This window comes from Pseudomonas sp. NPDC096917 (assembly GCF_044762555.1).
Classification (GTDB): Bacteria; Pseudomonadota; Gammaproteobacteria; order Pseudomonadales; family Pseudomonadaceae; genus Aquipseudomonas.
Genome location: NZ_JBIWEO010000008.1, coordinates 77,505 through 104,422 on the forward strand (window position 1 = coordinate 77,505; position 26,918 = coordinate 104,422).

At 58.5% G+C, this 26,918-nt stretch carries 23 protein-coding genes, 3 tRNA genes and 1 pseudogene; 11 read left to right on the forward strand and 16 right to left on the reverse strand.

The genetic code is table 11. From position 1 onward, the window contains the following. Positions 1-309: 309 nt before the first annotated feature. Entirely contained in the window at positions 310-1,230 is a 921-nt protein-coding gene (locus tag ACIQYF_RS11255; RefSeq protein ID WP_402860959.1) for a GGDEF domain-containing protein, read from the forward strand. After that, the gene (locus ACIQYF_RS11260; protein WP_402860962.1) at positions 1,227-2,276 is read left to right on the forward strand and encodes an AraC family transcriptional regulator ligand-binding domain-containing protein; all 1,050 of its coding nucleotides are present in this window, start codon (positions 1,227-1,229) and stop codon (positions 2,274-2,276) included. Before ACIQYF_RS11255 ends, ACIQYF_RS11260 begins: the two co-directional genes overlap by 4 nt. On the opposite strand, the gene ACIQYF_RS11265 is transcribed toward ACIQYF_RS11260, so the two are convergent. Next, positions 2,273-3,301 carry an Ldh family oxidoreductase gene (locus ACIQYF_RS11265; RefSeq protein ID WP_402860965.1) on the reverse strand — a complete coding sequence of 343 codons (1,029 nt, stop codon included), beginning with the start codon at positions 3,299-3,301 and terminating at the stop codon, positions 2,273-2,275. The genes ACIQYF_RS11260 and ACIQYF_RS11265 overlap by 4 nt on opposite strands. Positions 3,302-3,444: 143 nt before the next feature. Here ACIQYF_RS11265 and ACIQYF_RS11270 point away from each other — a divergent pair, with 143 nt between their 5' ends. The 6 genes from ACIQYF_RS11270 (at position 3,445) to ACIQYF_RS11295 (ending at position 8,841) form a co-directional block, all read left to right on the forward strand. Next, positions 3,445-4,320: a MurR/RpiR family transcriptional regulator gene (locus tag ACIQYF_RS11270; RefSeq protein ID WP_402860968.1), complete on the forward strand. Its 876-nt coding sequence runs from the start codon at positions 3,445-3,447 to the stop codon at positions 4,318-4,320. 13 nt (positions 4,321-4,333) lie between these two features. Further along, positions 4,334-5,083, forward strand: coding sequence for a transporter substrate-binding domain-containing protein (locus tag ACIQYF_RS11275; RefSeq protein ID WP_402860971.1), 750 nt, complete (start codon positions 4,334-4,336; stop codon positions 5,081-5,083). 236 nt (positions 5,084-5,319) lie between these two features. Further along, entirely contained in the window at positions 5,320-6,039 is a 720-nt protein-coding gene (locus ACIQYF_RS11280) for an ABC transporter permease (RefSeq protein WP_402860974.1), read from the forward strand. After that, on the forward strand, positions 6,036-6,746 hold the full coding sequence (locus tag ACIQYF_RS11285; RefSeq protein WP_402860977.1) for an ABC transporter permease: 711 nt from the start codon (positions 6,036-6,038) through the stop codon (positions 6,744-6,746). Before ACIQYF_RS11280 ends, ACIQYF_RS11285 begins: the two co-directional genes overlap by 4 nt. A 48-nt stretch (positions 6,747-6,794) precedes the next feature. After that, the gene (locus ACIQYF_RS11290) at positions 6,795-8,036 is read left to right on the forward strand and encodes an NAD(P)/FAD-dependent oxidoreductase (protein ID WP_402860980.1); all 1,242 of its coding nucleotides are present in this window, start codon (positions 6,795-6,797) and stop codon (positions 8,034-8,036) included. 79 nt (positions 8,037-8,115) lie between these two features. Further along, the gene (locus ACIQYF_RS11295; RefSeq protein WP_402861334.1) at positions 8,116-8,841 is read left to right on the forward strand and encodes an amino acid ABC transporter ATP-binding protein; all 726 of its coding nucleotides are present in this window, start codon (positions 8,116-8,118) and stop codon (positions 8,839-8,841) included. Between the two features lie 63 nt (positions 8,842-8,904). Here the strand turns inward: ACIQYF_RS11295 and ACIQYF_RS11300 are convergent, their stop codons facing one another. Next, positions 8,905-10,410, reverse strand: coding sequence for an MFS transporter (locus ACIQYF_RS11300; RefSeq protein WP_402860983.1), 1,506 nt, complete (start codon positions 10,408-10,410; stop codon positions 8,905-8,907). Between the two features lie 142 nt (positions 10,411-10,552). Between ACIQYF_RS11300 and ACIQYF_RS11305 the strand changes: the two genes are divergently transcribed. Then, the gene (locus tag ACIQYF_RS11305) at positions 10,553-11,458 is read left to right on the forward strand and encodes a LysR family transcriptional regulator (protein WP_402860986.1); all 906 of its coding nucleotides are present in this window, start codon (positions 10,553-10,555) and stop codon (positions 11,456-11,458) included. A gap of 63 nt (positions 11,459-11,521) precedes the next feature. Here the strand turns inward: ACIQYF_RS11305 and ACIQYF_RS11310 are convergent, their stop codons facing one another. After that, on the reverse strand, positions 11,522-13,558 hold the full coding sequence (locus tag ACIQYF_RS11310; RefSeq protein WP_402860989.1) for an FAD-dependent oxidoreductase: 2,037 nt from the start codon (positions 13,556-13,558) through the stop codon (positions 11,522-11,524). 211 nt (positions 13,559-13,769) lie between these two features. On the opposite strand from ACIQYF_RS11310, the gene ACIQYF_RS11315 reads away from it, so the two are divergent. Further along, positions 13,770-14,900, forward strand: coding sequence for a carbon-nitrogen hydrolase family protein (locus ACIQYF_RS11315; protein ID WP_402860992.1), 1,131 nt, complete (start codon positions 13,770-13,772; stop codon positions 14,898-14,900). A 4-nt stretch (positions 14,901-14,904) separates the two neighbouring features. Beyond that, positions 14,905-16,001: pseudogene (locus ACIQYF_RS11320) on the forward strand (AraC family transcriptional regulator). 187 nt (positions 16,002-16,188) lie between these two features. On the opposite strand, the gene ACIQYF_RS11325 reads toward ACIQYF_RS11320, so the two are convergent. The 13 genes from ACIQYF_RS11325 to truA form a co-directional block, all read right to left on the reverse strand. Further along, positions 16,189-17,145: a DUF2242 domain-containing protein gene (locus ACIQYF_RS11325; protein WP_402860995.1), complete on the reverse strand. Its 957-nt coding sequence runs from the start codon at positions 17,143-17,145 to the stop codon at positions 16,189-16,191. A gap of 254 nt (positions 17,146-17,399) precedes the next feature. Further along, a tRNA-Asp gene (locus tag ACIQYF_RS11330) sits at positions 17,400-17,476 on the reverse strand. Between the two features lie 101 nt (positions 17,477-17,577). Further along, positions 17,578-17,654: transfer RNA gene (locus tag ACIQYF_RS11335), tRNA-Asp, on the reverse strand. 55 nt (positions 17,655-17,709) lie between these two features. Then, positions 17,710-17,785 (reverse strand) — tRNA-Val (locus ACIQYF_RS11340). Positions 17,786-17,959: 174 nt separating this feature from the next. After that, positions 17,960-18,712 (reverse strand): SDR family oxidoreductase, encoded by a 753-nt coding sequence (locus tag ACIQYF_RS11345; protein ID WP_402861337.1) that lies wholly within the window; start codon positions 18,710-18,712, stop codon positions 17,960-17,962. Between the two features lie 23 nt (positions 18,713-18,735). Continuing rightward, the gene (locus tag ACIQYF_RS11350) at positions 18,736-19,947 is read right to left on the reverse strand and encodes an O-succinylhomoserine sulfhydrylase (RefSeq protein ID WP_402860998.1); all 1,212 of its coding nucleotides are present in this window, start codon (positions 19,945-19,947) and stop codon (positions 18,736-18,738) included. Positions 19,948-20,043: 96 nt separating this feature from the next. Beyond that, positions 20,044-21,549, reverse strand: coding sequence for an amidophosphoribosyltransferase (gene purF, locus ACIQYF_RS11355; RefSeq protein WP_402861001.1), 1,506 nt, complete (start codon positions 21,547-21,549; stop codon positions 20,044-20,046). Positions 21,550-21,590: 41 nt separating this feature from the next. Then, on the reverse strand, positions 21,591-22,148 hold the full coding sequence (locus ACIQYF_RS11360) for a CvpA family protein (RefSeq protein ID WP_019408125.1): 558 nt from the start codon (positions 22,146-22,148) through the stop codon (positions 21,591-21,593). Between the two features lie 106 nt (positions 22,149-22,254). Next, positions 22,255-22,890 (reverse strand): SPOR domain-containing protein, encoded by a 636-nt coding sequence (locus ACIQYF_RS11365; protein WP_402861006.1) that lies wholly within the window; start codon positions 22,888-22,890, stop codon positions 22,255-22,257. Further along, complete coding sequence (gene folC, locus ACIQYF_RS11370) at positions 22,874-24,181, reverse strand: bifunctional tetrahydrofolate synthase/dihydrofolate synthase (protein ID WP_402861009.1); 1,308 nt, start codon at positions 24,179-24,181, stop codon at positions 22,874-22,876. The genes ACIQYF_RS11365 and folC overlap by 17 nt, the downstream gene beginning before the upstream one ends. Beyond that, positions 24,178-25,098 (reverse strand): acetyl-CoA carboxylase, carboxyltransferase subunit beta, encoded by a 921-nt coding sequence (gene accD / locus ACIQYF_RS11375; protein WP_402861012.1) that lies wholly within the window; start codon positions 25,096-25,098, stop codon positions 24,178-24,180. Before accD ends, folC begins: the two co-directional genes overlap by 4 nt. A 271-nt stretch (positions 25,099-25,369) precedes the next feature. Next, a complete protein-coding gene (locus ACIQYF_RS11380) occupies positions 25,370-25,993 on the reverse strand; it encodes a phosphoribosylanthranilate isomerase (RefSeq protein ID WP_402861015.1) in 624 nt (207 codons plus the stop codon). Between the two features lie 63 nt (positions 25,994-26,056). Further along, positions 26,057-26,881, reverse strand: a complete 825-nt coding sequence (truA, locus tag ACIQYF_RS11385; protein WP_402861340.1) for a tRNA pseudouridine(38-40) synthase TruA — start codon at positions 26,879-26,881, stop codon at positions 26,057-26,059. Positions 26,882-26,918: the final 37 nt, after the last annotated feature.

Genomic DNA, 26,918 nt, shown 5'->3' on the forward strand with positions numbered 1-26,918 from the left:
AAGCGAACGCTAGGGTTGCTCAATGACAGTGCTGTTACAACGTGCGGCGAACCCCTGGCAAATAGAGGCTTTTGCGGGGTAAACGAGACCTGAATGAGCTGATTTGACCTGCATCATCCTGTGTGGGAGCGGGCTTGTTCGCGATGCAGGCAACTCGTCAGCGCTCTCGCGAACAAGCCCGCTCCCACAGAACGTGTGTTTAGCTATTTATGTTTAAGACACCTGAGCTGATTCGACCCTCACACCCCGTAACATTGCTGTCACAACGCTCTGTTCTGCTGACCAGCATTACGCTTGGGCGGACCCGTCATGACTTGGCTAAACATCCTCAAACACCACCGCTGGAAACTCGGCTTGCTGTTACTGGCAGCCAATAGTGGCTTGCTGCTGAACCTGGCATTCGGCACGCCCAAAGCCTTTCACGAGTGGCAATGGCTGGACATCCTCGGCGAAGGCGGCACCGCACTCTTTGTGTTGCTGTGGCTATTTCTGGTGCTTAAAAGCCGCCCCACGGGCCGGGTCACCAACTACCTGTCGATCGGTCTGGGCTGCATCTTCTTTTCGTGGTGGATGGACGCCCTCGACGAATTTATCCGCCTGCCCAAGCACCTGAGCTGGAATCACTGGCTGGAGTCGGGTCCGATGCCAATCGGCATGATTGTGCTGACCATCGGTCTGTACCACTGGCATCGCGAGCAGCAGGCCATCAATCAGCAAATGGAAAAACGCGAAAAGATTTTTCGTGAGCATCGCCTGTTCGACAAATTGACCCCACTGGGCGGTGCCGACTATCTCAAGCGCCAAGTCAGTGACTGCATGGCGCAAAGCCGCGAGCAGGAACAACCGCTGACGTTGCTGGCGCTGGATATCGACGACTTTTCGCTTATCAATCAACACTACGGCTACGCGGAAGGCGACGCCCTGTTGCAGGCTTTGAGCCAGTTGCTGCTGCTCAACCTGCGTCGCCATGACCTGCTCTGCCGACTGGCCGGCGACCGCTTTGTGGTACTGCTGCCCAACACCGGCGAAAGCCAGGCCCGATTGCTGGCTGTAGAGCTGCAACACGCGGTGCAAAGCCTTGCCCACAAAACCCGGCAACAGGGTGAACGTGTGTGTTTATCCGCCAGCACGGCGGTGGTGATGGCATTCGATCAAGCGCCGGATGAACTGCTCAAACGCCTGAATCTGGCCTTGGCCCGCGCCAAGCCACCCCGGAGTAAACGGGCATGACACGCTGCAGCAGTGGGTACGAGGCGGACACGCGTTTTATACCGGGGCATTACCAACCCGCCACGTTGATTGATCTGGCGTTGTCACGAGACATCGACAGCCATCGACTGCTGCGTGGCACGGGGCTGTTTTACGACGACATCGTGGCCGGCGGCACACGCCTGAGTGCACAGCAGTTCTTCGGCCTGATCGCCAATGCCCAGCGCTTGCTCGACGCCGATGACAGCAGCTTTCTGTTTGGCCAGCGCTTGCTGCCGGGCCACTACGGCCCTGCCAGCCATGCGCTGCAACAGGCGCAGAACCTGCATCAAGCGCTGGAAACTGTCATTCACCACCGGGCTTTGCTCAGCCCCTTGCTGACCCCGCGCCTGCTGCTGGATGACAAATACGCCTACGTGTACTGGCTCGACAGTTGCGGTGCGCAAGAGCAATTACGTTTTGTGCAAGAGGCCAGCATGACCGCCGTCAAGGCCATGAGTCAGCGGCTAAGCGGTGAACGCCTGCCCTGGGAATGTTGCTTGAGTTACCCCGAACCGCGCTATGTGGAGCAGTACTGGGTTCACCTGGGCGAAAACACCCAGTTCGGTTGCCAACTTGACCTGATGCGTTTACCCCGCGAATACCTGACGCAGGCCTGGCCCAATACCTCCGCGATTGCCCGGCAAGTGGCACACCAGCAGGCGCAAAGCCAACTGCACGACCTTGGATTTAGCGCCAGCCTGCTTGACCGGCTCTATGTGCACCTGCGCGATCACGCACAACGCGCGCCGGGCCTTGAAGAAGTGGCGCAGCATTTTTCGATGAGCCAGGCCACCCTCAAGCGCAAACTGAGTAAGCACGGCACCCACTTCCAGGCCCAGCAGGACCAGGCCCGCAAGCATGTGGCGCTGTATCTGTACCAGATCAAGGGCTTGAGCAACGACGCGGTGGCAGAGTATTTAAACTTCAACGACCCGGCCAATTTCCGCCGTGCGCTTAAACGCTGGACCGGATGCACGCCGAACCTGATCCGGCAATTCTTGAGGGCCAGCTCCCACAGAAATTAAGCCAGCGCCCGCAGTCTGGCCAATTCTTCAACACCCAACGGGATACCTGCTTCCAAGGATTTGGCGCGTTCGATAAAGCGCCGATCACCCGGCATGCGTTCGAGGCCCACCGCGTGCATCTGGCGCACCAGTTCGCCACTGCGCTGGGCGAAGCTGTTGCCGCCAGATTTGCTCGGGTCGATGACGATCAACAGTTGGCCCGTCCATGGCGTTTGCGCACCAGGGTGTTTCTTCCAGTCGAATTCGAACGAGAAATTGCCGCCTGTCAGCGCCGCCGCCAGCAGTTCGACCATCATCGACAAGGCCGAACCTTTGTGGCCACCAAACGGCAGCAAGGCGCCACCGTCGAGGATTTCTTTCGGGTTTTCGGTAGGCTCGCCATGTTTGTCGACGCCCATTCCGGCGGGCAATGAATGGCCTTTGCGGGCGGCGATTTGCACGTCGCCGTGGGCAATGGCGCTGGTGGCCAGGTCGAACACAATCGGATTGCCGTCAGCACGCGGCGCAGCAAAAGCAATCGGGTTGGTACCGAACAACGGTTTCTGCGCGCCATGCGGCACCACGCACGTCATGCTGTTGACGACGCTCAAGGCCACCAGGCCTTCTTCAGCAAACGGTTCAACATCGGGCCACAACGCTGCAAAGTGGTGCGAGTTACGAATAGCCAGCACCGCGATCCCGGCACTGCGGGCTTTATGAACCAACAGTTCACGCGCTGCGGCCAGTGCCGGTTGGGCAAAACCATTGGCAGCATCTACGCGGATAAAACCCGACGCGACGTCTTCAACCTGCGGGATGGCCTGACCATCCACCCAGTTGCTCGCCAACGACGCCAGATACCCCGGAATACGGAACACCCCATGGCTGTAGGAACCATCACGCTGAGCCCGGGCGCAGTTGTCGGCCAGTACCTGTGCCACAGCATGGGAGGTGCCATGACGCTCGAAAATCTGTTGCAACAAAGCGCTCAGTTCACTGAGGGACAGCGACTCTGTGGCCGGTGTGGAGGTAACGGGCTGGGACATTATGCGCTCCAATTTAGTTGTTATTGTCGATGTGCAACGGCGAGGCCAACTATCCTGCGATGACAGTTATCTGTCAAATCTTGACTTAATGACAGAAAACATTCACTTTCTGCACTGTGCTGAAACAAGAACAGGAAGCAGCCGTGAGTCCGTCGATTAAACAACGCCTTGAAAGCAGTCTGTCAACCGCCGCGCCTTCGGGTCGGGCGATTGCTACTTACATGCTGGCGAACCTCTACGAACTGCCGTTTCAGACCGCCGCCGATATTGCCGGCAAGCTGGGTGTAAGCGAGTCCAGTGTTGGGCGCTTCTGCCGCTCGCTCGGTTACAGCCACTTCAAAGAACTCAAAAACGATCTCAAAGACGACCTCGGCGATGGCCCGTGGCTGGTCGGTGATCGCCTGCAAGAATTTCGTCAGCAATCGAGCCAAAGCCCGCAGGCCTTGCCGCGCAGTTTTGAGCTGGAAGTCGCCGCCCTGGTCAAGGTGTACGAATACAGCCTGACGCCCGAATGGCAAACCGTCAGTCAGCGCCTGGCCACTCGGCGCAAAGTATGTGTGGCGGGTTTCCAGACCGAGCGCGGGATCGCCGCCTCCATGGTGCATTTGCTGCAATACCTGCGCGATGGCGTGCAATTGGTCGATGGCGCCGCCGGGCATTACGCCGACGTGCTGCTATGCCCCGCGCAAGATTGCGCACTGGTGGTGTTCGAAGCCCGCCGTTATTCGCGCCACGCCCAACAACTGTGCCGCAAGGCTCGTGAAGCAGGCATCCCGGTCACGCTGGTGACCGATACCTTCTGCGACTGGGCCGATTCGTATGCCGATGAAGTGTTTCGCGTACCGACCGAATTCAATCTGTTCTGGGAATCCACCGCAGCCATGCTGTCGCTGGTGCACCTGCTGATCAACGAAGTGTGCAAACAACTGGGGCCTGACGTAGAGAAGCGTCTTGAGGCAACCGCGACCTTACACAATGAGTTCGTGGGTTACACATCCTCACCCGGATCAAAACAATAAAACGAGGTGCTAGATGAACAACGTCCTTCGCTTTGCCAGTGCATGTGCAATGGTTTTCGCTGTCGCGTCCTACGCTCAGGCCGACAAACTGACAATCGCCACGGAAGGCGCCTACCCTCCGTTTAACTACGTTGATTCGGACAATAAGTTGCACGGCTTTGACGTCGACATCACCGAAGAGCTGTGCAAGCGCATGGGGGCAGAATGCACCCTCGTGGCTCAGGACTGGGACGGGATCATCGCGGGCCTGATGGCCAAGAAATATGACGCCATTGTGGCCTCGATGATCGTGAACGAAGAGCGCAAAAAGAAAATCGCGTTCACTAATCATTACTACCGCACTCCACTGTCGATTGCCGTGGCCAAGGACTCTGCGATTACCGATGCGCAGTCCGACTTCAAAGGCAAAACCGTGGGCGCGCAAAGCGCAGCGACCCAAAGTCTGTATGCCGAAGCACATTACAAGGATGCAGATCTCAAGCTCTACCCGACCCTGGACGAAGCCAACAGCGAATTGGCCAATGAACGGGTTGACGTAGTGATCGCCGACAAATTCCCGCTGCTGGAATGGGTCAATAAAACCGGTAAGGACTGCTGCAAAATCATTGGCGATGTCGACGGCACCATGGCGGACGCGGCCATTGCCGTTCGCCAGAACGACAACGCATTACGCGAGCGTTTCAACAAGGCGCTGGACGAAATCGTGGCCGACGGCACCTATAAAAAGATCTCCAGCAAGTACTTCGACTTCGATATTTACTAGAAATGTTTTCGAGCGAAGGTCAGGCAAGGCGAAAACAGGCGAGGAAGCTGAGTTTACGGGTTGTAAATGAGCATTCCGAGCCTGTTTTCAACGCAGCATCACCGAGCGCAGATACATTTCGTACAGAACCTGAGGCGCTCGCCCTCTATTGAGGGCTTCCCTGCCAATGACCCTGCCCTGCGCACGTTGTGTGCGCAGCGGCTGAATTTTGCCTTTTTTTGACCGGGGACTCGAGCATGCTCGACCAACTCTCACTTCTTTCTTTCGCCAGTGGCGGCTGGGGCTCGGCGCTGCTTGCCGGGTCACTGGTGACCATTGCCCTGGCCTTGAGCTGCCTGCCGATCGGCTTGCCACTGGGGTTAGCTGTGGCCGTTGCGGCACGCTCCAAAAACCGCTGGATGCGGGCATGGGCCACGACGTTTTCAACGGTCTTTCGTGGCCTGCCGGAACTGTTGACGCTGCTGATCATTTATTACGGCTGCCAGATCGCGGCGCAAAAGATCTTGGCTCTCATGGGGTATGACGTGCAGTTCACGATCAACACCTTTGTTGCCGCGATGATCGCTTTCAGTCTGGTGTTTGCGGCCTTTTCCAGCGAGATCTGGCTGGGCGCCTTTAAGACCATTCCCAAGGGGCAGTTTGAGGCCGCCTCGGCGTTGGGCCTGTCCCCCTTCACCACCTTTCGCAAAGTGGTGCTGCCACAACTGGCGCGCATCGCGTTGCCCGGCCTGTCGAACAACTGGCTGTCGCTGCTTAAAGACACGTCTCTGGTATCGACCATCGCCCTGGTCGACCTGATGCGCCAAACCAACCTGGCCGTCAGCGTGACCAAGGACCCGATGCTGTTCTACACCGTGGCCTGCTTTATCTACCTGTTTTTCTCTGCGATTTCCGGGCGCTTGTTCGCCTTTCTGGAACGCTACTTCAACCGCCATATACGGAGCGTGCAGCCATGAGCCTGGCGGATCTGCAAAACATGATTCTCAGCCCCGAACTGCTGGAACGCTACGGCCCGCGCTTTATCGACGGGCTGCTGGTAACGGCCAAGCTGGTAGCGATTTCGTTCACCCTCGGCGCACTGCTCGGCCTGCTGATTGCCCTGGGGCGTTTGTCCAGCAACCGCTTCTTGCGCAATGTGACTGGCGCGTACGTGTATTTTTTCCGGGGCTCGCCGCTGCTGGCTCAACTGTTCTTGCTGTATTACGGCCTTGGCTCGTTCAAAAGCTTTTGGCAAGACATCGGTTTGTGGTGGTTTTTCCGCGATGCCTGGCTCTGCACCCTGCTGGCCTTCACCCTGAACACGGCGGCGTATCAGGCTGAAATTCTGCGCGGCAGCATCATGTCTGTGGCTCAAGGCCAGCGTGAAGCGTGCAAGGCCCTGAACCTGTCGCGCTGGACTGCCTTTCGCAAAGTCATTCTGCCGCAATCGCTGCTGGTGGCTATCGGCCCACTGGGCAACGAGCTGATCCTGATGATCAAGGCCAGCGCCATCGCCTCTCTGGTGACTATTTACGATCTGATGGGCGTGACCAAGATGGTGTTCGCCCGCAGCTTCGACTTCCAGGTGTACCTGTGGGCCGCCGTGCTCTATCTGCTGATCGTCGAGATTGTGCGCCGCAGCCTGAAGTTTATCGAAGGCCGCCTCAGCCGCCATTTGCAGTAAGCCCACTTTTTCGGGCTGCGAAACGGCCCTCGGTTTAAGGATTTATTTATGCATTGCGACACTCTCGTTCTGGGAGCCGGCATTGTCGGCGTCAGCACCGCGTTGCAACTTCAGGCCCGCGGACGCAACGTTGTGTTACTCGACCGCGACCAGCCCGGCAGCGGCACCAGCCATGGCAACGCCGGGTTGATCGAGCGCGCCAGCGTTATCCCATACGCGTTCCCGCGTGAACTCTCGCGATTGCTGCGCTACGGGCTTAATCAGCAATCCGATGTGCGCTACAGCCTCAAGCACCTGCCTAAAGCCGGGCCGTGGCTGATGAAGTACTGGCAGCAATCCGGCAGCAAGGGCTTGACCAAAGCCACCCGGGCCATGCTGCCGCTGATTGAAAAATGCGTCAGCGAACACGATCTGCTGGCAGAGCCGGCCGGCATGACCGGATTGATTCAGGACAGCGGCTGGATTGAGGTGTATCGCACTCAGGCTGATTTCGACAAAGCTCAGCGCGATGCGGCAGCTTTGAGCGAGTTCAAGCTCAACTACCGGGTGCTCGACCAACAGCAAGTGCACGCGCTGGAACCGGGCCTGCATGGCGATGTACTGGGGGGCATTCATTGGCTCGACCCAAAGACCGTCAGCGATCCAGGCGGCCTGACCCGCGGTTACGCCGCGCTGTTTATCAAGCGCGGCGGTACCTTTGTGATGGGCGATGCCACTGGCCTGCGGGCGACCGCCGGGCAATGGCAGGTTGAGAGCCAAAAAGGTTTAATCATCGCCAATGAAGCGGTGGTAGCACTCGGCCCGCAAGCACGGGAAATTTTCGAACCGCTGGGGTATCGGATTCCGCTGGCGATCAAACGCGGCTACCACATGCACTACGCCGCCAAAGACGGTCACACCATGCAGCATCCCATTCTCGACTCGATCGGCGGTTATGTGTTGGCGCCGATGGTTGGCGGTATTCGCCTGACCACCGGAATCGAATTCGCTGACAGTGATGACCCGATCAACGAAATCCAGCTGCGCCGCTGCGAAGAACGTGCCCAGCATCTGTACCCGCTGGGTCCGCGCGTCGATGCCGAACCCTGGCTGGGCCGCCGCCCATGCCTGCCCGATATGTGCCCGGTGATTGGCCCGGCCAGTCGCCACAGAGGTTTATGGTTCAACTTTGGCCACGCGCATCACGGCCTGACCCTGGGCCCGGTCAGCGGACGCCTGTTAGCAGAAATGATGACGGGCGAACTCCCGTTCACCGACCCTACGCCCTACAGCGCCGAGCGCTTTTACTGATCTGTGGAGACACACTATGCACGCTCAACCTGCTTACGTTCATAACCCTGTGTCGCCCGTGACAGATACGCGCAAGGTGGTGGTGGACATCGCTGGTCTGAACAAGTACTACAGCGCGTTTCATGTGCTTAAAGGCATCGACCTAAAAGTACGTGAAGGCGAGCGTATCGTGCTGTGCGGCCCGTCTGGCTCGGGTAAGTCGACCTTGATTCGCTGCATTAACCGCCTGGAAATCGCCGAGAAAGGCAGGATTCTGGTCAACAACACCGACCTGTCGCAAGCCACCCGTGAAGCAGCCAAAGTACGCAGCGAAATCGGCATGGTGTTCCAGCATTTCAACCTGTTCCCGCACATGAGCGTGCTCGACAATTGCATCCTCGCCCCCATGTCGGTGCGTGGGCTGGCCCGCAAAAAGGCGGTGGAACTGGCGCAACACTTTTTGGAAAAGGTCGGCATTGCCAGCCAGGCGGACAAATACCCGAGCCAACTGTCAGGCGGCCAGCAGCAGCGCGTGGCCATCGCCCGAGCGTTGTGCATGGAACCCAAAATCATGTTGTTCGATGAGCCGACCTCGGCGCTGGACCCGGAAATGGTCAGCGAAGTGCTGGACGTGATGGTCAAACTGGCCGGCAGCGGCATGACCATGCTCTGCGTCACCCACGAAATGGGCTTTGCTCGCCAGGTGGCGGAGCGGGTGTTGTTTCTGGACGGCGGCATGATCATCGAAGACTCGCCGCCCGAAGATTTCTTCAACGCCCCGAACAGCCCACGCGCCAAAGCGTTTCTAGCGCAGATCGTGCATTGAGTGAATCGTGGGAGCTGTCGCAGGCTGCGATCTTTTTCTATTAAAGATCGCAGCCTGCGCGGATTATTGGCTGGTGACTGCCAACTGTGGATCTTCAACGCTTGTCCCGCGCAGAAACCACAGCACCAGCACGGCAACCATCACGGTCAAAGCGGCCAACCCGCAGAGCAATACTTGAAACGCTTGCAGGTAGGCACCGCTCAACACGCCCAGGTCAATGCCTTGCATCCAGTGTGACGCCTGGGTGATGTCCCCGGCGCCCAGGTATTGCGCGGCGCGCGCACTGGTTGATGGCAAATGGCCTTGAATCAGTAACGCCAGCAACGCACTGACGAGGGCCAGTGAGATGCCTTCACCGGCGACGCGGGTAGTGCCGAAAATACCGGTCGCCATGCCCGCTCGCTCCTTGGGCACAACGCTGATCGACAGCCCGTCCATCAGCCCCCACGGCAGCCCCGTGCCGATGCCAATCACCAGTAATGGCACGATCAGGTCAATCGTCGGCTGGCCAATGCCCACTCGGCTCAGCATCAGCAGGCCCGCTGCGGCGATCAGCAAACCGATAGCCGACAACACCCTGGCCGAGAGCCAGTGCGTCAATACACCTGCCAGATAGGGCACGACCAGCATTGGCGCCGATAAGGCAATCATGATCAGCCCGGTATGGGTTTCGCTGCGACCCTCAATGCCAATCAAGCGCACCGGCAGCAATACCAGCAGCACGACAAAACAAAAGCAGGTCGCAATCGGCAGCAGTTGCACGCCAACAAAACGCGGGTAACGGAACAGGGACAGGTCGAGCATCGGACGCGCTGCCTGCCGTTCAATCCGCACAAATACGGCCACACACACCAGCGCGGCGAGCAGCATGGCGAGCACTGGCGTACTGCTCCAGCCACTGCCGGGGACCAGCAGAATGGCCCAAGTGAAGAGCACCAGTGAGGCCGTGAAGCTCAGCGTGCCCTTCCAGTCCAGCTCACTGGCCTGCGGGTCTTTGGATTCTTGCATCATCGCCATGGACATCAGCAACGCCAGTCCACCGATGAGCGCCCCCGAGACAAACACCGCGCGCCAGCCAAGGTGCTCAATCAATACCCCGGCCAGAATCGGCCCCAGCGCCAGGCCGACCCCAAAACTGGTGCCCAACAGGCTAAAGGCCCGGGTCCGGCTGCGCCCTTCAAAGGTGTTGGCCAGCGTCGCACTCCCGCCCGCTAACGCAGCCGCTGCGGCCATGCCCTGTAGTGCCCGAAGCCCATCGAGCCAAACAATCGTCGGGGCCAGCCCTAAGGCCAGAGAAGCCAGCACAAAGCCACCGACACCAAGCCTGAACATGCGTTTACGCCCATAACGATCTGCCAGTGTGCCTGCGGCCATTAGCAAGCTGCCAAAGCTCAACATAAAGGCGTTGGTGATCCAGGTCATTCCCAGTGGCCCGCTGCCCAGATCGAGGCCAATGGCGGGCGTCGCCAGCGCGCCTGCTGAAAAACTCAGGGGCAGGATCAACGCAGCGGTGCAGACCGCCAGCAATGTCCAGCCTGCGTAACTGCTCGGTGTGGAATGAACACTCATCAATAAGGCTCCAGGGGCAATCGGTGACTGTGCGGTGTGCCGTGAAAGAGGATTGATAGAGGATAAAAGCGATTTATTCGAAGAAAAACAGGTTATAAATCCGCACTCACACGACAAAAATTCCTGAATAGAGGAGTCCCCCATGGAAAGCTTGAGTGGACTGAATGCCTTCGTGATCGCCGCCAAACTGGGCAGTTATGTGGCGGCAGCCGAACGCTTGGGTATTGGCGCCTCGGCGGTGGGCAAGAGCGTGGCCCGCCTGGAGGACGGACTGGGGGTGCGGCTGTTCAATCGCAGCACCCGTCGCCTGAGCCTGACCGAAGAGGGGACGCTGTTTTTTGAGCGTTGCAGCCGAATCATCGATGACCTGGAGGAGGCAGAAGCCGAGTTGACTTCGTCACGCGAGGCGCCGCGTGGCCGTTTGCGCGTAAGCCTGCCGGCGATTGGTTATCGAATGTTGCTACCGATTCTGGGCGACTTCACCCGTCTCTACCCGGAGATCGAACTGGACATGGATTTCAGCGACCGCATGGTCGATGTGATTGGTGAAGGGATGGATGCGGTAATCCGCAGCGGTGACTTTGCCGACTCGCGGCTCAAGAGCAAACCGTTGGGCGCCTTCCACTTTGTGCTGGTCGGTGCACCCGATTACTTCGCTCGGCAGGGCAAACCTTGCGAGCCTCAGGACTTGAAGCAGCATGTGTGCTTGCGCTATCGATTCCCCAGCAACGGCCAGTTGCAGGAATGGGCCTTCACAGGCGGTGCTGACGACAGCCTTTGGAAACGCTCGAGCCCGCTGGTGTTCAACAACCTGGAAGCGCTGATCAGCGCAGCTGTGGGCGGTTTTGGTATCGCTTATGTGCCGGACTTTGCGGTGCGTCAGTTATTACAGAGCAATCAGTTAGTGGCGGTATTGGGCGAGCACATCACAGCCCATGGCCGATTTTCGGTGCTGTGGCCCAGCAGCCGCCATCTGCTGCCTAAATTGCGGGTGTTTGTGGATTTTGTGGCCGAGCACATGACCCTCAGCCCGCCCCGCACTGTGTAGGAGCGAGCTTGCCTCGCGATCTTTTGATCCAGAAGGTCAAACAATCGCGAGGGGTGCCAAGGTTTACAGCTCGGCAGCCAGTCGCGAGCCCTGGTTGATGGCGCGTTTGGCGTCCAGTTCGGCCGCGACGTCGGCGCCGCCAATCAAGTGCACCTTTTGCCCGGCAGCCAGCAATCCGTCTTGCAGTTCGCGCAGCGGGTCTTGACCGGCGCAAATAACGATGTTGTCGACGGGCAGCAACTGCGGCTCGCCTTCGCCAATGCGCACGTGCAATCCATCATTGTCGATGCTCAGGTACTCCACGCTGTTGAGCATTTGCACGTGCTTGTTTTTCAAGCCGGTGCGATGGATCCAGCCGGTGGTTTTGCCCAGACCGTCTCCGACCTTGGTCTTTTTACGCTGCAACAAAAATACCTGCCGTGCTGGCGCATGCACCTGCGGTTTGATTCCGGCCACACCGCCACGGGCTTCGAGGTGGGTATCGATGCCCCACTCGCGCCAGAAGGCTTCGCGGTCCTGGCTGGTGGCCACGCCCTGTTGCACCAGGAACTCGGAGACGTCAAAACCGATGCCCCCCGCACCGATGACTGCGACGCTGTTCCCTACCGGCTTGCGCTCAAGGATCACGTCCAGATAGCTCAGCACTTTAGGGTTGTCGATGCCCGGAATCGCCGGGGTTCGCGGGGCAATACCGGTGGCCAGGATGATTTCGTCAAACTCGCCCGCCACCAGTTGCTGCACGTCCACACGCGTATTGAGTCGCAGCTCCACGCCAGTGGTTTGCAGCTTGCGCTTGAAGTAGCGCAGGGTTTCGAAGAACTCTTCCTTGCCCGGCACGCGCTTGGCCACGTTGAACTGGCCACCAATTTCACTGGCTGAATCAAACAGCGTGACCTGATGCCCACGTTCAGCCGCGACCGTCGCCGCTGACAATCCGGCAGGCCCGGCACCGACCACGGCGATTTTCTTCACTGCGATGGTCGGCAGGTAATTGAGCACGGTTTCATGGCAGGCTCGCGGGTTAACCAGGCAACTGGTCAGTTTGCCGCCAAAGGTGTGGTCAAGGCACGCTTGGTTGCAGCCGATGCAAGTATTGATTTCATCGCTGCGCCCGGCCGCCGCTTTGTTGACGAATTCCGGATCAGCCAGGAACGGCCGTGCCATGGACACCATGTCGGCGTCGCCCTCGGCCAGAATCTGTTCGGCGATTTCCGGGGTGTTGATGCGGTTGGTGGTGATCAACGGTACGTTGACCGAACCGCGCAGCTTGGCGGTGACTTTGCTGAATGCACCGCGTGGCACTTTAGTGGCGATGGTCGGAATGCGCGCTTCGTGCCAGCCAATGCCAGTGTTAATCAGGGTCGCACCGGCCTGCTCCACGGCCTTGGCCAACTGCACGATCTCTTCCCAGACGCTCCCACCCGCCACCAGATCGAGCATCGACAGGCGATAAATAATAATGAAGTTCGGGCCCACCGCTTCACGCACCCGGCGCACGATTTCAATCGGCAGGCGCATACGGTTTTCGTAGCTGCCACCCCAACGGTCGGTGCGATGGTTGGTCTGCACGGCCAGGAACTGGTTAATGAAATAACCTTCGGAGCCCATGATCTCGACGCCGTCATAACCGGCGCTTTGAGACAGTTTGGCGCATGTCACGAAGTCGCTGATTTGCTTCTCGATGCCAGCTTCGTCCAGCTCTTTGGGGGTAAAGGGGTTGATCGGCGCCTGAATCGCGCTAGGTGCCACTTGCCGTGGGCTGTAGGCATAGCGCCCGGCGTGAAGGATCTGCAGGCAGATCTTGCCGCCTGCATCGTGCACGGCACGGGTCACCACTTGGTGTTTTTCCGCTTCTTCAGCCGTGCTCAGTTTGGCGGCCCCGCTGTACACGCCGCCTTCATCGTTGGGCGCAATGCCACCTGTCACCATCAGCCCGACACCGCCTTTCGCCCGTTCGGCAAAATAGGCCGCCATGCGCTCAAAGCCTCCAGGCTGTTCTTCAAGCCCAGTGTGCATAGAACCCATGAGGCAGCGGTTGCGCAAGGTGGTAAAACCCAAATCCAGCGGGGCCATTAAATGCGGGTAGTGAGTGGCGGTCATCAGGATGCTCCGGAACAGGCTAAATCACGGAACGCGAGGTACTCTTTGGCTCCCCGGCGTTTATGTCTGGCACAGTAAAGACACAATCTGACGCACTCAATGACTCAAACTTACAAATTAATAACCTAAATGAGCACCCCCTCTTGGCAAGCCTTGCCCAGCGACCTACCCTAGTCCTCGAATTCTGCCCACGGTTACCGCTTTATTTCTCATGCGTAAATTATTTGGCTGCACCTTACTGATCGCTCTTGTCGCTTCTGCCGCTGGCTACGGGTACTGGGCTGAACAGCGCGAGGTCGGTCACTACCTGTCTGATCTGCGTATCAAACTGGCTGTCAACGATGGCGCTGATCAGGGCCGTGGCAATTTGCTGGGCATCGAACCCGACCTGTCTCCCCGCGACTTCCAAAGCCTGGCGCTGGTGCATCTAAAGCTGTCGGCCTACCTGAACAGCGCCCGCAATGATGGGCTGCTCAACGATAAAACCATCGTGATCCTGCCTGAGCACATCGGCACCTGGCTGATGTTTCGCGGCGAAAAAAACGAGTTGTACCAAGCCGCCAACTTGAATGAAGCCATGCGCATGCTGGCACTGAGCAACCCACTGGCCTTCGCCAATGCCTGGTTGCGGGCAGACGGTGATAACCGGACTAACGATGCTCACCTGCGCATGAAAGCCCGGCACATGGCGAGTGATTATCAAAGCCTGTTTGGCGGGCTGGCCAAAGAGTTCGGGGTGACGCTGGTGGCAGGCAGTATCGCCCTCCCCGACCCGCGCATTGAAAACGGCCAGTTGTTGCCGGGCAACGGGCCGCTGTACAACAGCAGCCTAGTGTTTGGCCACGACGGCGCACTGCTTGGCGCCCCTCAGCGCCAGTTGCTACCCACCTACGAAGAACAAAGCTATATCCAGCCCAGCCCGGACCACCAGTTGAATGTGGTCGATACCCCGGCCGGACGGCTGGGGATTTTGATCGGCAGCGACAGTTGGTACCCCGAGAACTATAAAATCCTGAATGAAAAAGGCGCGCAGTTGATTGCTGTGCCTGCCTTCATCATGGGCAAGAACACATGGGAGCAACCTTGGGGTGGCTACAAAAGCGTTTCAACGCCCAGCGAAATCAGTCTCAAACCCGGTGAAGTCACCGAAGGAGAAGCCTGGCACCGCCTGACACTGATCAGCAGCGCGCCCAGCAGCACTGCCCAAGCGGGTATGACCGTATTCTTGCGCGGCAAGTTCTGGGACAAGCGCAGTGCGGGGCGGGGGTTTATCAGCCGCAACGGCCAAACCAGTGCCGACACCAGCGGCACCGGCGCACAACTGCTGAACGTGTGGCTGTAACGCCGTGAAGCCACTGCCGATGCGTCTGGGCGACCTTTCTGTCGGATTTGTTGAATGCCTGGCGGACGCCGTGCGCAGTTATGGGCAAGATCCCCTGCCCTTGCTTGCTCAATACGGTCTGGACCCGGCCCGACTCGCCCAGCCTTGGGCTCGACTATCGATCCCGCGTTATATGCGCCTGGGGCATGCGGCAATCGCGCTGACGGGTGATTCAGCACTCGGTTTGCGCATGGGCCAGCTCAGTCGCTTGCCGCAGGCGGGGCTGGCAGGTGTCACCGCCGCCCAGGCGCCGACCGTGCGCGAAGCGGCGCGCACGTTAATCCGTTTTGAGCCGCTGTATGGTTCAAACTATCGCGGCCAATCGAGCCTGCACGAAGACGCTCAGGGTGCCTGGCTGCGCTTTTACTCCATCAGCCCGTACAACGCCTACAACCGCTTTGTGGTGGATTCCATCCTTGCTGGCTGGCTGCAACAGTTGTCGTCAGTCGCCGCCCAACCCTTGCGTTGCGAACAGATCGACATCGAGTTCAGCGAGCCTGAGTATGGCCCGCGCTACAACCCGCTGAGCCACACCCCCATCAATTTCCGCGCAGAGACCAACCAGTTGCGTCTGAACCACGCGACGCTGGATCTGCGCAACCCTGTGCATTGCCCCAGCACCTGGGCTTGCCTGCTGCAAGTGTGTGAACGCGAACTGGAACAACTGACCCGCACCCGCAGCCTGCGCGAACGCATTACGCAATTGCTGGGACCTTTGCTCAATGGCGGTCGAGAGCCCGATCTGGAAGAAGTGGCGGCACGTTTGAAGTTGCCGACCTGGACCTTGCGTCGCAAGCTGGCAGAAGAAGGCACGCAGTTTCGCGCGATTCTCAATGACACGCGGCGAGACCTGGCCATGACCTATATCCGTGACACGGAGCTGGCCTTTGGCGAGATTGCCTATTTGTTGGGGTTTGCCTCAGCCGAGGCGTTTCAAAGAGCCTTTAAGCGCTGGAACGATGAGACTCCAGGAGAGTTCCGTCGTCGCCAGCGTCAATTGGCCTGAATCAAAGCTCAGTCGCGTCGTCAGCAGGCTCTAGAGGGTCTAACTCCGAGGCCTGATACTCGAGCAGTTCTTCTTGATAGTCATCCATGGCTGCATCCTCTTTAGGTCTGGTTCGTTCACGTCTTGCCTGATTGGCGCTGGGTATGAGCTTAAGGTGTCCGCATGAAGGTTCAATGACACCGTCAAGGACACGTCCAGCACTGACTTTAAACGTAGCAGACCGCAGAAATTTAGCGCAACCCTTTATTTTGGCGACACAGGCTCTACAACGGCCGGTACAGGGGTAGTTGCCGAGTCAGTCGCCGGTGGTGTGGCCGGCTCTGTCTCAGGCGTGGCGGCCTCCGGTTTTTTCTCGGCGGCGGGCGAGGCGCCAGGCAGTGCCACAGAAGGTGTGCTGGCAGGCGTGGTGACAGCTGGCACCGCAGGCGCAACGGGCGGCACAACGGGCGCCGGGGCCGACTGAACGTCAACCGGCACCAGAGCTGGCGCTTGTGCTGGCGGCACGACCGACTTGGAAGCTTCAGGCTCAATGGCGGCCGGCTCAACGACAGGCGCGGCAGCCGCTGGTGTTACCGGGATTACCGCAGGCGCTGCGTGAGGCTTGGCGGCGGCCGGCTCTGGCACGCCCAGGTCAGCCTTGGGCTTGTCTTCGATATGGGCGTCTTTTTTAACTTCTTTGGGCAAGAACACTTCGACCAGAGAAAAGAAGCGGTCGTAGAACTCGGGGGACGACACTGTTTCGCTGGCCACCTTGACCATTGAATCGTCAGAGGAGCCAATTGGCATCGATACCGACCCCAGCACACCGACCCCCAGGCTTGCCGAGTTATTGACCTTCTTCAGTGCGTAACGGTCCTGTAGTGCGTTGGCAAACATGGTCGCGTGGTGCGCGGATCCGCCGTCATCGGCACACACCACGTTAAAGCTGATCTCCAGATGGCTCTCGCCGGTTTGCTGGAAGCTCTTGTGGCCGCTAATCAGCTTGGGATCATTACTGGTGATGATATAGCCCTGACTGAGCAATGCCCGGCGCGCGGCTTCGCAAGAAGCCTTATCGGTAACCGGGTAGTTACGCGAGAACGTGCCTGAATCGTCGAAGTTCTCATGTTCGTAAATCGCTGTCTTCTTCGATGAACAACCTGCGAGTCCGGCCAGTAAAAGGGCCACTATCACGGTACGCAAGGGGAATGACATGGGCATTGAAAATCCTGAAGAGAACTGAACGGGGCGTATTGTGCATCAGTTCGTGATTTATTCGCGCATCCGGCTCAAAATTCTCTGCACGATCGATACGCTGCATATTTCAGGGATGCCATCGCTGGCAACATTCGAGACGGCGGGAATGTTTTCATCTTTAGGGGGGTGTAGGGCTTACAAATTCGAGGCACAAAAAAAGCGACCCTAGGGCCGCTTTCTTTGTAGCTTCAGAGAGTTCAAGGGCTCTGAGGCAAATATGGCGCAGCGGACGGGACTCGAACCCGCGACCCCCGGCGTGACAGGCCGGTATTCTAACCGACTGAACTACCGCTGCGTATCGCTCGGACTTGCGCCCGTTTGAATCTTTTAAACCTGTGACTGAAGAGCTTCGGTGCCTTTCAATCGCAAGTCAGGCGAGCCTGACTTGTACAAATATGGCGCAGCGGACGGGACTCGAACCCGCGACCCCCGGCGTGACAGGCCGGTATTCTAACCGACTGAACTACCGCTGCGCGTCGGTTGGTTGCTTTGTTAAAAGCGACCTTCTCTTTCGAGAAACTCAAGAAGTGGTGGGTGATGACGGGATCGAACCGCCGACCCTCTGCTTGTAAGGCAGATGCTCTCCCAGCTGAGCTAATCACCCTTTGCTTCGTTGAGGCCGCGAAATTTACGCACCTATCGAAGCTAAGTCAAGGGGATTATTGAGTTTTTTCAAAAACAAAGAAAAACAGCGACCCGCTTCAAGCAACAAGCAAGAACGAAAGCAAACAATGGCCTGATCTTACTTGCCGCTGACAGCTAAAACCTTGCAGTGGCTCTATTCTCCATAAATCATTTTCTTGCTCATGCCACCGTCGACCACAAACTCCTGCCCCGTCACAAATCCGGCATTTCGTGACAGTAGCCAAGCAACCATGGAGGCAACGTCTTCCACGGTGCCGACCCGGCCTGCCGGATGCTGTGCATGATCAGCATCGGTTAACGGCTCTGCACGCCTGACAGAAGGGTCACGGGCATCAATCCAGCCCGGACTCACGGCATTGACCCGAATCTCCGGCCCAAGGCTGATTGCCAGTGCGTGGGTCAGCGCCAGCAAACCTCCCTTGCTCGCCACATAAGCCTCGGTATCGGGCTCTGATTGGTGGGCACGAGTAGAGGCCAGATTGACGATCGAACCGCAATGGGCACGCAAGTAAGGCGCACAGTGCTTGGCCAATAGCATCGGCCCGGTCAGGTTGACCGCCAGCACGCGGTTCCAGTGAGCCAGATCGAGGCTTTCGAGGGTCTTGTTGTGCGGGTCGGCAATCGCGGCATTGCACACCAGGGCGTCCAGTCGACCGAATTGCCCCAGCACTTGTGCCACGCACTGGATCACGTCTGTCTCGACCGACACATCCATGGCCACAAACCAGGCGCTTTCACCCAGCGCCTTGGCCACTTTAGAACCTCGCGCGCGATCAATGTCGGTCAGCACCACTTGCCAGCCTTCGCTGATCAGCCATGCCGCAATTCCCAGACCAATGCCCCGCGCGGCGCCGGTTACCAGCGCCACACGGCCATTGCCTTCAATCGGTGCTTGAGGAGCCCATTCGGTCACAGTGCGGCCAAGCCTCGTGCCAGGTCTGCCTGCAGGTCAGCTACATCTTCCAGACCGACCGCAATGCGGATCAGGCTGTCACGAATACCCGCTGCTTCACGCTCTTGCGGCGCCAGACGACCATGGGAAGTGGTCGCCGGGTGGGTGATGGTGGTTTTGCTGTCACCCAGGTTGGCCGTGATCGAGATCAGGCGCGTGGCATCGATAAAGCGCCAGGCGCCCTCTTTGCCGCCTTTGACTTCAAAACTGACCACTGCACCGAACCCTCTCTGCTGGCGTTGGGCCAAGGCATGCTGAGGATGGCTCTTGAGGCCTGCGTAATGGACTTTTTCGACGCCTTCCTGCTGCTCCAGCCACTCAGCCAGCGCTTGCGCGCTGGCGCAGTGAGCACGCATGCGCAGGTTCAAGGTTTCCAACCCCTTGAGAAAGATCCACGCATTGAACGGGCTCAGGGTCGGCCCGGCCGTACGCAGGAAGCCGACGACTTCTTTCATCTGTTCACTGCGACCGGCAACCACGCCGCCCATGCAGCGACCCTGGCCGTCGATGAACTTGGTGGCCGAGTGCACAACGATGTCGGCACCCAACTTGACCGGCTGCTGCAAAGCGGGGGTGCAGAAGCAGTTGTCGACGACCAGTAGCGCACCTTTGGCGTGGGCAATTTCTGCCAGCGCACTGATGTCTACCAGCTCAGCCAACGGGTTGGACGGAGACTCGACAAACAGCAACTTGGTGTTGGGCTTGATCGCCGCATCCCAGCCCGCCAGTTCGGCCAGGGGGACGTAGTCGACCTCGACACCGAAACGCTTGAAGTACTTTTCAAACAGACTGATGGTCGAACCAAAGACGCTGCGCGAGACCAGAATGTGGTCACCGGCGCTGCACAGGCTCATCACCACCGCCAAAATGGCGGCCATGCCTGTTGCCGTGGCAACGGCCTGCTCTGCCCCTTCCAGTGCCGCGATGCGCTCTTCGAACGCGCGCACGGTAGGGTTGGTGTAACGCGAATAAACGTTGCCTGCCACCTCGCCCGAGAACCGCGCTGCTGCATCGCCAGCCGTGCGGAACACGTAGCTTGAGGTCAGGAACATTGCATCACCGTGTTCGCCCTCTGGCGTACGGTGCTGGCCAGCACGCACAGCCAAGGTGTCGAACGCTACGCCCTCAAGGTCGCTATCCAGCCGACCGGCATCCCAATCCTGACTCATGCTGCCCACTCCTTGCCTTGTATTGATGACGTTGTATCAGCTTGCTTTCGATAAGAACAATGCAAACCGGCCCATCAGGGCCGGTTTGTTGAACGCTTAGTTGTTGTACAGACCTATCGTTGCCCCGACACCTTGAGCAATTACCTTGGAGGCATCATTGCGCGCACGCTCAATGCGATCCAGGTAGTTCTCATCGATGTCGCCCGTCACGTACTTGCCGTCGAACACTGCGCAATCGAACTTCTCGATCTTGATCTTGCCGCCACCGACCGCATCGATCAGGTCTGGCAGGTCCTGGTAGATCAGCCAGTCAGCACCGATCAGGTCAGCCACGTCCTGGGTCGAACGGTTGTGGGCGATCAGTTCGTGAGCGCTTGGCATGTCGATGCCGTACACGTTCGGGTAACGCACAGCCGGGGCTGCCGAGCAGAAGTAAACATTCTTGGCGCCGGCTTCGCGGGCCATTTGAATAATCTGCTTGCAGGTGGTGCCACGTACGATCGAGTCATCGACCAGCATCACGTTCTTGCCCCGGAACTCCAGCTCGATGGCGTTGAGCTTCTGACGCACAGACTTTTTACGTGCAGCCTGGCCCGGCATGATGAAGGTACGGCCGATGTAACGGTTTTTAACAAAGCCTTCGCGGAACTTGACGCCCAAGTGGTTCGCCAGCTCCAGCGCCGCGGTACGACTGGTGTCCGGAATCGGGATGACCACGTCGATGTCGTGATCCGGACGCTCGCGCAGGATCTTGTCGGCGAGTTTCTCGCCCATGCGCAGACGTGCCTTGTAGACCGAAACGCCGTCGATGATCGAGTCCGGGCGCGCCAGGTACACGTGTTCGAAGATACACGGGGTCAGTTGCGGGTTTACCGCGCACTGACGGGTGTGCAGCTTGCCGTCTTCGGTGATGTAAACCGCTTCGCCCGGGGCCAGGTCGCGAATCAGGGTAAAGCCCAGTACGTCGAGCGAAACGCTTTCGGAAGCGATCATGTACTCAACGCCCTCGTCGGTGTGACGCTGACCGAACACGATAGGACGGATGCCGTTCGGATCGCGGAAACCGACGATGCCGTAACCGGTGATCATCGCTACCACGGCATAACCACCACGGCAGCGGTTGTGCACGTCAGTGACCGCGGCAAATACATCTTCCTCGGTCGGCTGCAATTTGCCACGCTGCGCCAATTCATGGGCGAAGACGTTCAGCAGCACTTCCGAGTCAGAGTTGGTGTTGACGTGACGCAAGTCAGATTCGTAAATCTCCTTGGCCAATTGTTCAACGTTGGTCAGGTTGCCGTTGTGCGCCAGGGTAATGCCATACGGCGAGTTGACGTAAAACGGCTGAGCCTCAGCTGAAGTCGAGCTACCAGCAGTCGGGTAGCGCACGTGGCCAATGCCCACGTGTCCGACCAGACGCTGCATGTGACGCTGATGAAACACATCACGCACCAACCCGTTGTCCTTGCGCAGAAATAACCGGCCGTTATGGCTGGTTACAATACCGGCAGCATCCTGGCCGCGGTGCTGGAGGACGGTTAGCGCGTCATACAGCGCCTGATTGACGTTCGACTTACCGACGATACCGACGATGCCACACATGCGACGCAACCCCTACTTAATGGATCTGAACTGAACACCGCTCACTTGGGCTGGGTAGCCGGCAAGAGATGCTCCTTGAACGGAATATCAGCGGGTACGCTGATACCGCTGGCCAACCATTGACTACTCCACCCCAAAATGAGGTTTTTCGACCAATCGGCAACCAATAGAAATTGTGGCATGAGCCTCGACTCCTGCCACCACGAGTCTTGCTGTACCGGCCCGAGGCTCAAGAGCCCGACAGCCACGACCACCAGCAGCGCGCCACGCGCAGCGCCGAAGACCATGCCAAGAAATCGATCGGTCCCGGACAGGCCGGTGACACGAATCAGTTCGCCGATAAGGAAGTTGATCATTGCGCCGACCAGCAAGGTGGCGACAAACATGATGGTGCACCCGGCGATAACACGGGCGGAAGGCGTTTCGATGTATCCGGCGAGGTATTGAGACAGTGAACCGCCGAACATCCAGGCGACGACTCCGGCAATGATCCAGGTGCACAGCGACAGCGCTTCTTTTACGAAGCCGCGCTTTAAGCTGATCAAAGCGGAAATGGCGATAATTGCAACGATCGCCCAGTCAACCCAGGTAAATGGCACAGTTCAGCCTACAGACGGATAAGGCGGCGCATTTTAGCAGAGCGCCACCTCTCAAGTCAGGCGATTTATCAGCGCTTTGGCGATCAGATCTCACCTTTTTATGCGGTTAACCGCGCTCAGGCTGAAAGCGCACCACAAAACCTTTCAGATTCTGCTGTTTATCGAGCACATCACGCAGACGATCGGCCTCGGCACGCTCAAGCAAGGGGCCGACAAAAACTCGATTCATGCCACCCGAAGACCTGACGTAAGCGTTATAGCCTTGATTACGAAGGGTTTTTTGCAAGCTATCAGCGCTGGCGCGATTGGACAGACTCACCAACTGAATCGACCAGCTGATGGGCAAACCGTTGGGGTCTACCCGCTTCTGCGTGGTATCGAGTTTGGCCGGTGCCTGAGCCACAGCTTGTGCCGGAGTCACAGCCGATGGCTTGGCAGCCGCGACTGCAGGCTTGCTCACCACAGGGGCAACAGGCGCTGCGGCCGGCTTGTGTGGTGCAACCACTTCGGGCTCAACCGGTGGCGCCGGTTCTTCAGCAATCGGCTGCGGCTCAGGCACAGGAACAGGCTCGACCTTGACTTCGGGCATCACCGGCATCTGTGGAGCTGTTGGCGCGTCGACCTGAATCTGACGCTCTTCATCCTGGCGCGAAAACAGCATGGGCAGAAAGATCACCGCCAAGGCGATCAACACCAGGGCACCGACCATCCGCTGCTTGAATACCTTATCCAGCAATGCCATTTGCAGACTCCTCCGTGGCACGCCGCTCCAGCCACTCTAGCGCTTGGGCGACACAAAAAAACGATCCAAACAACAGTATTTCATCTTGCGCCGTAGCGCGCTCGCACTGAGCCTCAAGCGCTGCGTCAATGCTGTCGTAAGGGGCAACAGAAGCATCCAGCCCCTGCAACGCGGCCTGCAACTCAGCCACCGGCCGCGTGCGCCCGGTGTTCAGCGGCGCCACAGCCCAGTGATCAACAACGCCGGCCAACGGCGACACCACACCGTCCAGATCCTTATCTGCCAGCAGACCAAACACTGCCAGGCGCTTGCCCGCCACTGGACGCTGCTGCAGACGCTTAAGCAAATATTCGGCTGCATGAGGGTTATGACCCACATCAAGCAGCAAGTTCACAGTTTTGCCGTGCCAGTTGACCTGGCGACGATCCAGGCGACCGGTAATATTGGTCGCCAGCAGCGCCTCGACAATCCGCTCAGGTTGCCATGGCAACTCGGTCAGCGCATAAGCCTGCAGGGCCAGCGCTGCGTTTTCCATCGGCAAACCCAGTAACGGCAGATCACGCAATTCAAGCGCCTGCCCTTTCGCGTCCCGACCCTGCCAATGCCAAACCGAACCAACCACGCTCAGATCGAAATCGCGTCCGCGTACAAAAAGCGGGCAACCCAGCTCTTGAGCCTTGTCGAGCAAAGGCTGGGGCGGATCAAGATCACCACACAGCGCAGGTTTGCCTGCGCGAAAAATTCCGGCCTTTTCATAGGCCACGGACTCACGGGTATTGCCCAGGTATTCCACATGATCCACGCCAATGCTGGTGATCAGCGCCAGATCGGCGTCGACCAGATTGACCGCGTCCAGTCGCCCACCCAAGCCGACTTCCAGCACTACAGCATCGAGCTGGGCACGCTCAAACAGCCAAAAGGCCGCCAGCGTGCCCATTTCAAAGTAAGTCAGGGAGGTATCGCCACGTCCGGCATCCAGGGCCGTGAAAGCCTCGCAGAGCAGCTCGTCCGACACCTGGGCACCGTCGATCTGCACACGCTCGTTGTAGCGCAGCAAGTGCGGCGAGCTGTAAACCCCGACCTTGAGACCCTGCGCCCGCAGCATTGATGCTACAAACGCGCAGGTCGAGCCCTTGCCGTTGGTGCCAGTGACCGTCACCACCCGAGGCGCGGGCTTTTGCAAGCCCATGCGGTTCGTTACCTCTCGTGCGCGGTCCAGCCCCATGTCGATGGCGGATGGATGCAACTGCTCAAGATAGGCGAGCCACTCGCCAAGGGTGCGCTGGGTCATAGGTTCACAGGGGCCGGTGGAACAACAATAGCTTCAACAGGCGCTGCGACAAATACAGGTGTCGGCAAGCCCATCATTTGTGCAAGCAGGTTACCCAAACGGGGACGCAGCTCCTGACGGGAGATGATCAGGTCGATGGCGCCATGTTCCAGCAGGAACTCGCTGCGCTGGAAGCCTTCCGGCAGTTTTTCACGAACGGTCTGCTCGATAACACGCGGACCGGCGAAGCCGATCAGCGCCTTTGGCTCAGCCACGATCACATCGCCCAGCATTGCCAGACTGGCCGAAACGCCGCCGTATACCGGATCGGTCAACACCGAGATAAATGGAATGCCTTCTTCACGCAGACGCGCCAACACGGCAGAGGTCTTGGCCATTTGCATCAGCGAGATCAGCGCTTCTTGCATGCGGGCACCGCCAGAAGCGGCAAAGCAGACCATCGGGCAGCGGTTTTCGAGGGCGTAGTTGGCGGCACGTACAAAACGCTCTCCCACGATGGCCCCCATCGATCCACCCATGAAGGAGAACTCGAACGCCGAGACCACAACCGGCATACCCAACAGGGTGCCGCTCATGGAAACCAGCGCGTCTTTCTCGCCGGTTTGCTTTTGCGCGCCGACCAGTCGGTCCTTGTACTTTTTGCTGTCGCGGAATTTAAGACGGTCAACAGGCTCCAGATCAGCGCCCAACTCGTTGCGGCCGTCAACATCCAGAAAGATATTGATGCGGGCACGTGCGCCAATGCGCATGTGGTGATTGCACTTGGGGCAAACGTCCAGGGTCTTTTCCAGCTCTGGACGATAAAGCACAGCGTCGCAAGACGGGCATTTGTGCCACAGGCCTTCAGGTACCGAACTCTTTTTGACCTCGGAACGCATGATCGAAGGAATCAGTTTGTCTACCAACCAGTTGCTCATGCTTTCTTTCTCCAGTACCGGTGACCTGAACACTGACGTTCAGGCCCCGTGTATGCCCTTGAGCTAAATTCATTAGGTGTGCGGCGATGATTGGGGGAAATAGCGGTCAGCACAGGGCAAACCAGCGTAATTCCCGAAACCCTCAGCCTTCCTGACAACACGCTGCAAAGCGATTGCCGCTTTAATTTCTGCCCGTCAAACCACCGGGCCCGCCTGCTTCACACAGCGGTAATGATGGACGGCGGCAGGCTGCCAACCGTCACATCCAGCATCAGCTTGTTGCGCGTACTGCCTCCAAAAAGGCCTGGATCTTATCGTGATCCTTGATGCCTTTGCTCTTTTCCACGCCGCCACTCACATCCACGGCATAAGGCCGCACCTGAGCAATGGCTTGCGCCACGTTCTGCACGCCCAAGCCGCCGGCCAAAATAATGGGCTTGCTAAGGCCCCGAGGTATCAATGACCAGTCAAATGCCTGGCCAGTTCCGCCGGGTACGCCTTCAACGTAGGTATCGAGCAAGATTCCGCTCGCACTGGCATAGGCGTCACAGGCTGCTGCAATGTCATCCCCCGCCTTTACCCGCAGCGCCTTGATGTAGGGCCGGTGATAACCCTCGCATTGCTCCGGGGTTTCATCGCCGTGAAACTGCAACAAGTCGAGCGGTACCGCGTCCAGCGTTTCATTGAGTTCGCAGGCACTGGCATTCACAAACAGGCCAACAGTGGTCACAAACGGCGGTAAGGCCGCAATGATTGCGCGTGCCTGCTGGGCTGTCACTGCGCGCGGGCTCTTTGCATAAAACACAAAGCCAATCGCATCCGCTCCGGCGGCTACAGCTGCCAGTGCATCATTTATGCAGGTAATACCGCAGATCTTGCTGCGAACGGCAGACATGTCAACTACACCCCAAGGCTTAAGCGTGAAAGTCCCGGATGGTAACAAATGCTTATCCGGGCGTCAGCCGTCGAGTTCGCTAAAACCTGTCAAGAAATGTGGCCCGATATAGCGTTGCGGCAACGCAAACTCGTCGCGGTACTCCACCTGCACCAGATACAAGCCATAGGGATGCGCGGTCACGCCCCCAGAGCGGCGCTCACGGCTTTCCAGCACTTCCTTGATCCATTCAACTGGACGCTCGCCGGAGCCGATGGTCATCAGCACCCCGGCGATGTTGCGCACCATGTGATGCAAAAACGCACTGGCGCGAATATCCAGCACGATCATCTGACCATGGCGTGTGACGCGCAGGTGGTGCATTTCCTTGATCGGAGATTTGGCCTGGCATTGCCCGGCCCGGAACGCGCTGAAGTCATGTATACCCAGCAAATACTGGGCGGCCTCAGCCATGCGTTCGACGTCGAGCGGGCGATGGTTCCAGGTAATTTCCTGATTGAGGTGAGCCGGTCGAATCGGATCGTTATAGATCACATAGCGATAACGTCGGGCGATGGCTTTGAAGCGCGCATGAAAATCCGCAGGCATGACCTTGGCCCACGTCACACTGACGTCGTGGGGCAAATTAATATTAGCGCCCATGACCCAGGCTTTGAGCGAGCGCTCGGCCTGCGTATCAAAGTGCACCACTTGTCCGCAGGCGTGCACGCCGGCGTCAGTACGCCCGGCGCACATCAATGAAACCGGCGAATCAGCCACTTTTGAAAGTGCGTTCTCCAGCGTTTCCTGAACAGTCAGCACGCCATTGGCCTGACGTTGCCAGCCGCTGTAGCGAGAACCTTTGTATTCCACGCCCAGCGCGATTCGGAAAAAGCCTTCTGCGGCCATTTCGGCTGCGGGGTTATCTATATTTGCCAAGGAGTTA